The following is an 8,601-nucleotide window of genomic DNA, read 5'->3' on the forward strand; positions in this document are numbered from 1 at the left end:
GATAATTGACCACTGTTACATTTGGTAAATCGAGGAGTTGATCAAAATTTATCCACATAACCCACCTCCTGTTCTGTGTTACTATTATACCATGCTCACACAGAACCTAGAAGAGCCAAGATATTTCTATGGTGACAGAAACACAAATCAAAGAAAAAGCGCTAGAGTTAGGTTTCCATGGGGTCGGTATTGCTTCTGTGGATAGTCAAGACTCGGCGGTATCCCATCTAAAAAGCTGGTTAGAGCGCGGTTATCACGCTGATATGGATTGGATGACTAACCCGAAACGACAGGATATCAAAACTCTTTGGCCAGAAGTGCGATCGCTAATATGTCTTGCCCTTAACTACTACACCCCCCAGCAACACAGTCAAGAACAAAACCATGGCAAAATTTCCCGTTATGCTTGGGGAAGGGATTATCACAAAGTATTAAGTAAAAAATTAAAGGCCCTCAGTCAATGGTTAGAAAGTCAGGGGGAGCAAATTCAAACCCGTTACTATGTGGACACCGGACCGGTACAGGATAAAGTTTGGGCGCAAAGAGCAGGGATCGGCTGGATTGCCAAGAATGGTAACTTAATTACCCGCAATTACGGCAGTTGGGTGTTTTTAGCCGAAATATTAACTAATTTACCTTTAGAACCCGATCGACCCCATAGCGCCCATTGTGGCACCTGTAGCCGTTGTTTAAGCGCCTGTCCCACCCAGGCAATAGTTAGTCCCTATGTGGTGGATGCTAATCGCTGTATTGCTTACCATACCATCGAAAATCGTGCTGTAACTTTGCCTACAGAAATTGCCAAGAATTTACAAGGTTGGGTAGCTGGCTGCGATATCTGTCAAGATGTCTGTCCTTGGAATCAACGTTTTGCCCAAGTTACCGACGTGGAGGATTTTCAACCTCGTCCCGAAAACCTCTCGCCAAGGTTGGAGGAATTAGCTAATCTAACTATAGAGGAGTGGGATCGTCGTTTCATCTCGTCAGCCCTGCGTCGAATTAAACCCCAGCAGTGGCGACGTAATGCCCAAGCTAATTTAGCCCATTCCCCTCACCCCGCACAAGATGACAATTAAAGTAGTCGTGTTCGATTTTGATGGTACTATCGCCGATACCCACGATACTTTCGTGGAGATTGTCAATCGTTTGGCTAAAAATTTTGGTTATCAACCCATCAACGAGGAAGATTTGGCCAGACTAAAAAACCTTAGTTCCCAAGAAATTATTAAACAATCCCAAGTTTCCCCCGTTAAAATCCCTTTTTTACTCTATCGAGTTAAACGGGAATTAAATAAACAAATTGAATGTCTGAAACCTTTTCATGGCTGGCCTCACTGCCTCGCTACTCTTAAAGAAAGAGGCTATAGATTGGGAATAATAACTTCTAATACCAAAGAAAATGTCAACCTATTTTTAGGTAATAATCAACTATTAAATTTATTTGATTTTATCTGTTCGGGAACGCCTTTATTCGGCAAACACAAAATTATCAATCGCCTGATGCGACAAAATAAATTCTGTCCCGATGAAATGATTTATGTCGGCGATGAAACTAGAGATATTACTGCTGCCCAAAAAAGTCGAGTGCCAGTGGTGTCCGTCGCTTGGGGCTTTAATTCCCCTCAAATTCTCTCCCAATTTAACCCTGATCATCTCATTGATCATCCCCTAGAATTATTGGATATTTTAGATAGGGCTGGCTGAAAAAGTTTTTACTAGGAGCATGGACATTTGTACTAGAATATCCAACACTCAGTTTAAATATAGACTTCGATCGATGGGGGCAGAGAGACTCGAACTCTCACGAGCTTATAAGGCTCAACGGATTTTAAGTCCGTAGCGTCTACCATTCCGCCACGCCCCCGTTATTTAACCGACAATTTTTTATCATATCACAAATAATTTAATTGGCAAGAGTATTTTCAGCAAATTATTTTAGTCCGCCAATTCGATCGCCGCAAAGGGGGAAAGACAGGGTAAAATAATCAGCAGGTGGATTGCCGTTCACCGACAGCTATTGAGAAAAATCAATCCTTATGCAATCAATTCTGACGCAAGAAACCATTATCATCGCCCTGATCTACCTATCTCTCAGTGTCTTGTATTTGCTCGTCATTCCCGCCGTTATCTACTACTACCTCAATACGCGCTGGTATGTGGCTTCTTCTTGGGAAAGAGGGTTTATGTACTTTCTGATGAGCTTTTTCTTCCCTGGGATGCTGTTGTTAAGTCCTTTCCTTAACTTCCGTCCCCAACGTCGTACCCTAAAAGCTTAAGTTATCACCAAAAAAACCCATGAGACGCATTGATGTCATCGGGATCGGTATAGGGATGTTTGCTATGGGCGGCATCCTCTACATTATCCTACAAAAAACCGGTTTAGATAGTGCTTCGGCGGGAATTTGGAGTCAAGCGGTGTTGGTAGGTGGTGTCATCGGTTGGATTTTTACCTATCTGTTTCGAGTCGCCACCGATAATATGACCTACGGCCAACAGCGCAAAGATTACGAAGATGCCGTCTTTAAAAAACGCCTGGAAGCGATGACTCCCGAAGAAATCGCCCAAATGCAGCGGGAGATTGAAGAAGAAAAAACTAAATAAATAGATGAAACCCGATAAAATCATCATCGGTTGGCGAGAATGGCTGGATTTACCTGATTTAGGCATTACCAAAATAAAGGCCAAGATTGATACAGGCGCTCGCTCCTCGGCCCTACACGCTTTTCATCTCCACCCTTTTCTCGATGGCGATCGCAATTGGCTGCGCTTTCAAGTTCATCCCTACCAAAAAGATAGTCACCACACTGTCACCACCACCGCAGAAATCCTCGAATGGCGACAGGTAAAAAATTCTGGGGGTCAAAGTCAACTACGTCCTGTTATCAGAACAAGTGTATTACTTGGTGATCGTCAATGGGCGATCGAATTAACTTTAACTAATCGCGATGTCATGGGTTTTCGGATGTTATTAGGACGAGAAGCGCTGAAAAAAGGCTTTCTTGTCCATCCGAATAAGTCTTTTTTACTGAGTTAAGTTATATTTAGGGTTTGCGGCAAAAAGTTTTTCCTAGGGGCAGGGTGTGGGTTTTACCGATTTTGAGGGGGTCAATTACCTAATTTTCAGGGAAAAAGTCCCGGAATTTTCCCCCTGATCACTCCCAGGGCCGGTACTTTTTGATTGACAAAAAGTCTAAAGATATTATCCAACAAGGTTTTTAGATTTATTCAGCCAGCCCTAAGTAGCGGGTAAATCTTGGTATTCAGCCAAAGCATTTATAAAAAACAAGTCTCCCCAAATTAAACCCGTATCATAGATTTGGCTGGGTTGAATCGCGGCGGGATGATGATAACAACCATGACGCAATAAACTCATCTCTGGGGCGGTTTCGTCGGGAAAATAGGCAAAAGAAGTCAAATTCAAGAGAGTATTATCGATCGCCTCTCGATAGGTTCCATAACTAGGATCACTGCTGGGTAAAGCTTTTAATAAGCGAATCATCCCCGCCACAGCGATCGCCGCTGCCGAAGAATCCTTTTCCGTAGCGCCATTTTTTTGCAAGGCATAATCAAAGTCCCAGGGAGGAATAAAATCCCCGGCGCGTCTTTGTCCACCGGGCCAGCGATCGGGCAAATTGTCCAGATAATAATTAATGGCATCCTTGGCAATGGTTAACATTTCCGGATCGCCGGTGTAAATATAGGCCGTCGTGGCACTATAAATAAACCAAGCTTGACCCCGGGACCAAGTGCTATCATCGCGCCAGCCCTGTTTTCCCTCATTAAATAAGAAATTTCTATAGGTGGGAGAGTTGACATTTTGATCAAAATAGCCTCTTTGCCAAGTTCCCGTTTTACCCGGGCGACGGTTAGCCCCAAAAGTGCGGCTAATGGTGCGGATGTGGGAAAGGGCCTTTTCTTGCCAATCTTTTGCTTCCTTGGGGTCAGGATTGTGGAGACCTGCCCAGAGCAGTTGTTCTATATTGATTGTATGGTCCATAAAAACGTGCCAATGTTCTTGCTGATCGGTGCGATCGGCCTTGCGTAACCAGCCAAAAGTACCGATATCGGTGTGATAACTCCCTTTACCATCCTGAAAAGGTTGCGCTAGTTGTCTGGCCCCCCGTAAAGTTATCTCTAAAGCTGTCTGTTTTTCCTGACCCTGTCCCGACTCAAACCAAGGAGCAAACACCAGTACATTATTAAGAGCGATGTCTTTGTTTTTCAAACTGGTTTCTTTTAAGGGATCGCTCCATTTTTTCGCGGCAGCTGACCAAAATCCCGCATCCATAGGGTTTGATTCTAAGTCAGCAATTTTCCATAATAAAGCAGGAAAAGCCCCTGCCGCCCAAAAATTGGCCTTTGCCAACTTCCAAGTGCCGGGGGTGGGACTATTCCCCCTCCGTAGCCAATTGAAGAAAGTAAAACCCGATGGCTCTGGATGGGTAAGATAGGGATAGAGAATGCCCCGACGGGCATAACTATCGAGATAATCGATCGTGGTCGCTAGTTTAATCTTAGCCAGATCGAGACAGAGCTTAATTCTTTCAGCTAGGGGCATTTTGGTGCGCAATTCCGCCGCCGATTGGGGACGATGGATAATCCGGAGGGCCACCGCACCGATCGCCGTTCCTGTACCTAGAATGATGAGCGTGCGTCGCTGCAAATTCCCGACTCCTAAGCTGGATAGATGCGAATACGGCGATTCGGTTCCTCTCCGAAGCTATCGGATTGGAGACGGTAATGTTCCACTAATTCGTGCTGCATTTTCCGCACTTTCGCCGATCGCGGCAGTAACTCCACCGGTTGGCCGGTGGGAATAACGATTTGTTCCACCGCTAACCGGGCCTCCTCCAAAGCTTCGATCTCGTCATCACTACCGCTGCGGGCAAATAAACGCAGATCTGCACCTTCCTGATTCATCGGGTCATCAATGCCCAAAATCCGCTTTAAACCGCGAGAAATTTGGGGCAGGGTATTGGATTTGATCCCGTGGATGGGAATTTGTCTTACTTTGGCAATTTGACGCAATTTTGACTGATTTTTAACGTGGGAACGCAGGGCCAGCACCGCATCGGCCCCCTGTAAATCTTTGGTCAAAACGATCGGCAAATCTAGGGACTGTACTACCTGTTCGATCGGGGCGCGACTGACTCCGTAGGGATAGACATAAACCGGCCAATCTTCGCCATTGGGACCGGGGACGCGGACTTTTTCCGTTTCCGGTTCTTCCTGCAGCCAAGATTGTTCGAGGAGGCGATCGAAATCGTTTTCCCGGTTGAGGTGGCCCGCAGGGAAACGGGCCACGGGAGTCATCCGGCCATCGGCCCGCCATCCCTTAGGTTTATCCATTTCCGGCAGATAATTGCCGCGCAAAGGGGTCAAGTTTTCCGATTTTGGTTCTTCCTGAGCGACTTGTACTTTCCCCTCCTCATCTACCCAACGGATTTGGGCAATTGCTTCCCGTCCCCGCAGCAGTTGATCGATCGTGGTAGATACGTCCTCGTGGATGACCCAGCGCTGACGTTCCAACATTTCGATGGCAATGTCAAAGGTGGGCGGTGCTTTGCGTTCTAAAACGGTCTTCTGAGAACCCCGGCGGCGTGCTTCTTCGTCTCCGAGAGTTACTGCCTGAATTCCCCCGACTAAATCCGATAAAGTTGGGTTTTTAATTAAATTTTCCAATTGATTGCCGTGGGCGGTTCCCACTAACTGCACTCCTCGCTCGGCGATCGTGCGAGCGGCCAGAGCTTCTAATTCCGTACCGATCTCATCAATCACGATCACCTCTGGCATATGGTTTTCCACCGCTTCGATCATGACTTGATGCTGCAATTCCGGACGGGCCACCTGCATCCGACGAGCGCGACCGATGGCCGGATGGGGAATATCTCCATCCCCAGCGATTTCGTTGGAGGTGTCGATAATCACTACCCGTTTGTTAAGATCGTCGGCTAAAACTCGGGCTATTTCTCGCAAGGCCGTGGTTTTTCCTACCCCCGGACGACCGAGCAGCAGCAGGGATTTTCCCGTTTCCACTAGGTCGTTAATCAGGGTGATCGTACCGAAAACGGCCCGACCGATACGACAGGTTAAACCGATAATTTCCCCGTCTCGATTGCGAATGGCACTGATGCGGTGCAGGGTGCGTTCAATCCCGGCGCGATTATCGCCGCTAAAACTGCCCACCCTGGCGATCGAATACTGGATTTCTTCTTTTGAGATCGGTTCGTCCCCCAGATCGATCGCCCCATCGGGAAAACGCGCTTCTGGTATGCGTCCCAAATCCATAACTACTTCGATCAGTTGATGCTGCCGCGGGTGTTCCTCGATTTTGCTGCGAATCCGCACAGGTAGAATTGCCAAGAGTTTGTTTAAATCGTCGGTAACTGGCATCCGAGAGGAGGGTAGGGTTTCTGGCATTAATAATAAAAGGTTTTGGCGATAATTGGCTATTTTTATTTCCAAGATTTTCTTGGGGTCTAACACATTTAGGGGTTAGTTGTCAATTAAAAAAATATTATAGTTTTTTGACCAAGGTTAGGCTTTTAATTGAGCAACGAGAATAGAAGCGGCTTTAACGGCTTCTTGGTAGGCTTGGGGGTCATTTTCAAGGTTAGGCTGGTATAAATCCTCTAAAATTGGCAAAATCAATGAACGGGCGTAACTTCCATAGGCAATACCAGCGATTTTTTCTCTCAGTCCCAGTTGCCGTAATTTGGTCACGGTGTGGTCATTGGTTCCCCCAGCTAACTGCACAAATCCGGCTAGATTGGCACAGAGGACTTTTTTGGCCATATTAATGGCCGGGTGGGTGGTTCCTTTGCCGATATCGCCGCTCATCGGCCGGCCGTCCGTCTGCCAAATCAGAGGACAGCTTAGGGGTGAAATAGTTTCTCGCAGATAGTGGAGGTAATCAATGATCTGCTGATCATCCTGGCAACTTATGGCGAGGATTTTTAGGTTTTTAGTTAGAGGTGCGATCGCTTGCCAGAGTCGAGCAAATTCCTCTCTGTGACCGACTTGGGTATGAATTTCGATCGCATCGACTCCCATTTCGATAATTAAGGGGATAATTTCTGCGGGTTGACAGACACGGGATATTGTCTCGATTATTTGCGGGGGACAAACGGGTAAGCAGCGACCGCAACCATAACAGCGCTGTTCGATTACTCCTCCCCTATCGATAGCATAAGCGGGACAGATTTTTTCGCAGGGACGGGGACAATCGACCGGACAGAGTTGCGGGTTAAAGACAGCTTTACGAAAGTGGGGATCTTCCCCGTCGTTGAGACTGACCATTAACCAAGGTCGTCGATTTGGGGGGAATCCGGCGATTTTTTCGGCGGTTTCGATGCCTTCGCGGGCCGCAACAATCACGGCTCGGTCGGCGGCCACATCAATACAATCGGCCCCGGCGATAGTATAGGTCAAAGCGAGGTTGCGAATCGTGGGCAAATCCTGGTAACTAGCTCCACAGATGAGCTTGAACCAGTGACCCGCAACTAAGGACCAGAAGGGAGAGGAGTTTTTATCTAGCACTTTTTTATCCTATCGCAGCCAGCCCCTAAACGTCAGCCTTGTGCTGCTCTGATACCAAATCTTCTGACTAAAGACTGATTATTAATTCTTCCTTTGGCATTAGTGCCTGTCTGAGGCTGCCCCTCACTTTTGCCAGCAAGCAGAGGCTAGCAGCCTATCCGATAGATAATAGGTTCGTCAGTGGTTAGGAAAATGTGTAATTAATTTAGGGAAAAAAATACCAAATCCGTTTTAATCACGAGGATAATAAAATCCCGAAAGATATACTGTCACTAGATTGATCACAAATTTTGGTCGGCGGATTTGGTAAGATCGTGTAATTAATCGAGTTCATCAAACAAAAGTTCCTCTAGAATTGGTCCCATACCGTCATCATCGGGGGAAACTAATTCAACTTTCCCTTCCGCATCACCGACGGCTAAGAATAACAAAGGAGCTAGGGGACTGTAAATCGAGTATTTTTGGTCTTCCGAAAAGAAACTGGCGAGAAATTGCAATTCTTCCGGCTCTGATGACGAGGAGGGTTCATCGCCATCAATTTCTAAACTGAGAACATTATCTTCTTCTAGGGGCGGTAATTCACCACTAACAGTCAAGGTGTGGGCAGTGGATTTGAGCAATAGGTCTAATTCTGCTAAAACCGCTTTAGCATCGGCGAAAATCCGCTCGATTTCCTCGCTATCTTCGATTAAGAAGGCATCAGATTCTTCTTCCTCCGATTCCTCATCCCAAGCTAGAATCATCACCGGGGTATCCACGGGGACAAGAAGCATATAGGTGAGATCATCGGTTTCATAGGCATTCTCAATATAACAGTCCAGCGATCGACCTTGCTCATCCCAGAGGGTTATGATATCCGCTTCTTCGAGTTCGTTTTCTTGAAAATTAAATTGAGATGGGGACATAGGCTCTCAAACGCTACTGATTGAATCAGAATATCATGAGTTGACATCCTCGCCGCCCTAAAAGTGCGGCGATTCCTAAACCTCACGATTTAAGTTTCTGCTTCCACCACCGTCGCATACCACAGTTAAAAAACCATGTACTGTCTTACACAGAGTC

At 46.5% G+C, this 8,601-nt stretch carries 9 protein-coding genes and 1 tRNA gene; 5 read left to right on the forward strand and 5 right to left on the reverse strand.

Going from position 1 to position 8,601, the window contains the following annotated elements; genetic code table 11:
- Window positions 1-128 precede the first annotated feature (128 nt).
- Together queG and EWV66_RS15535 are read left to right on the forward strand one after the other, a co-directional pair.
- Window positions 129-1,076, forward strand: a complete 948-nt coding sequence (queG, locus tag EWV66_RS15530) for a tRNA epoxyqueuosine(34) reductase QueG (protein ID WP_287107245.1) — start codon at window positions 129-131, stop codon at window positions 1,074-1,076.
- Window positions 1,066-1,704: an HAD-IA family hydrolase gene (locus EWV66_RS15535; protein ID WP_287107246.1), complete on the forward strand. Its 639-nt coding sequence runs from the start codon at window positions 1,066-1,068 to the stop codon at window positions 1,702-1,704. Before queG ends, EWV66_RS15535 begins: the two co-directional genes overlap by 11 nt.
- Window positions 1,705-1,778: 74 nt before the next feature.
- On the opposite strand, the gene EWV66_RS15540 is transcribed toward EWV66_RS15535, so the two are convergent.
- Window positions 1,779-1,864, reverse strand: a tRNA-Leu gene (locus EWV66_RS15540).
- A gap of 172 nt (window positions 1,865-2,036) precedes the next feature.
- Here EWV66_RS15540 and ndhL point away from each other — a divergent pair.
- Genes ndhL through EWV66_RS15555 form a run of 3 tightly spaced genes read left to right on the forward strand, consistent with a single transcriptional unit; the run spans window position 2,037 to window position 3,034 of the window.
- The gene (ndhL, locus tag EWV66_RS15545; protein ID WP_002732218.1) at window positions 2,037-2,276 is read left to right on the forward strand and encodes an NAD(P)H-quinone oxidoreductase subunit L; all 240 of its coding nucleotides are present in this window, start codon (window positions 2,037-2,039) and stop codon (window positions 2,274-2,276) included.
- Window positions 2,277-2,295: 19 nt separating this feature from the next.
- On the forward strand, window positions 2,296-2,601 hold the full coding sequence (locus tag EWV66_RS15550) for a DUF3007 family protein (protein ID WP_002751981.1): 306 nt from the start codon (window positions 2,296-2,298) through the stop codon (window positions 2,599-2,601).
- A 4-nt stretch (window positions 2,602-2,605) separates the two neighbouring features.
- Window positions 2,606-3,034 carry an ATP-dependent zinc protease family protein gene (locus tag EWV66_RS15555; protein WP_052278043.1) on the forward strand — a complete coding sequence of 143 codons (429 nt, stop codon included), beginning with the start codon at window positions 2,606-2,608 and terminating at the stop codon, window positions 3,032-3,034.
- 201 nt (window positions 3,035-3,235) lie between these two features.
- On the opposite strand, the gene EWV66_RS15560 is transcribed toward EWV66_RS15555, so the two are convergent.
- The 4 genes from EWV66_RS15560 to EWV66_RS15575 all read right to left on the reverse strand — a co-directional run bounded on the left by EWV66_RS15560 (window position 3,236) and on the right by EWV66_RS15575 (window position 8,444).
- Window positions 3,236-4,663 (reverse strand): hypothetical protein, encoded by a 1,428-nt coding sequence (locus tag EWV66_RS15560; protein ID WP_052278044.1) that lies wholly within the window; start codon window positions 4,661-4,663, stop codon window positions 3,236-3,238.
- Between the two features lie 11 nt (window positions 4,664-4,674).
- Entirely contained in the window at window positions 4,675-6,420 is a 1,746-nt protein-coding gene (locus EWV66_RS15565; protein ID WP_502705651.1) for a R3H domain-containing nucleic acid-binding protein, read from the reverse strand.
- A gap of 117 nt (window positions 6,421-6,537) precedes the next feature.
- On the reverse strand, window positions 6,538-7,539 hold the full coding sequence (ldpA, locus tag EWV66_RS15570) for a circadian clock protein LdpA (protein WP_052278046.1): 1,002 nt from the start codon (window positions 7,537-7,539) through the stop codon (window positions 6,538-6,540).
- Window positions 7,540-7,859: 320 nt separating this feature from the next.
- Window positions 7,860-8,444, reverse strand: a complete 585-nt coding sequence (locus tag EWV66_RS15575; protein WP_002763315.1) for a DUF3727 domain-containing protein — start codon at window positions 8,442-8,444, stop codon at window positions 7,860-7,862.
- Window positions 8,445-8,601 lie beyond the last annotated feature (157 nt).

Origin of the sequence: Microcystis sp. M_OC_Ca_00000000_C217Col (assembly GCF_007095585.1) — a bacterium.
GTDB classification, from domain to species: domain Bacteria; phylum Cyanobacteriota; class Cyanobacteriia; order Cyanobacteriales; family Microcystaceae; genus Microcystis; species Microcystis panniformis.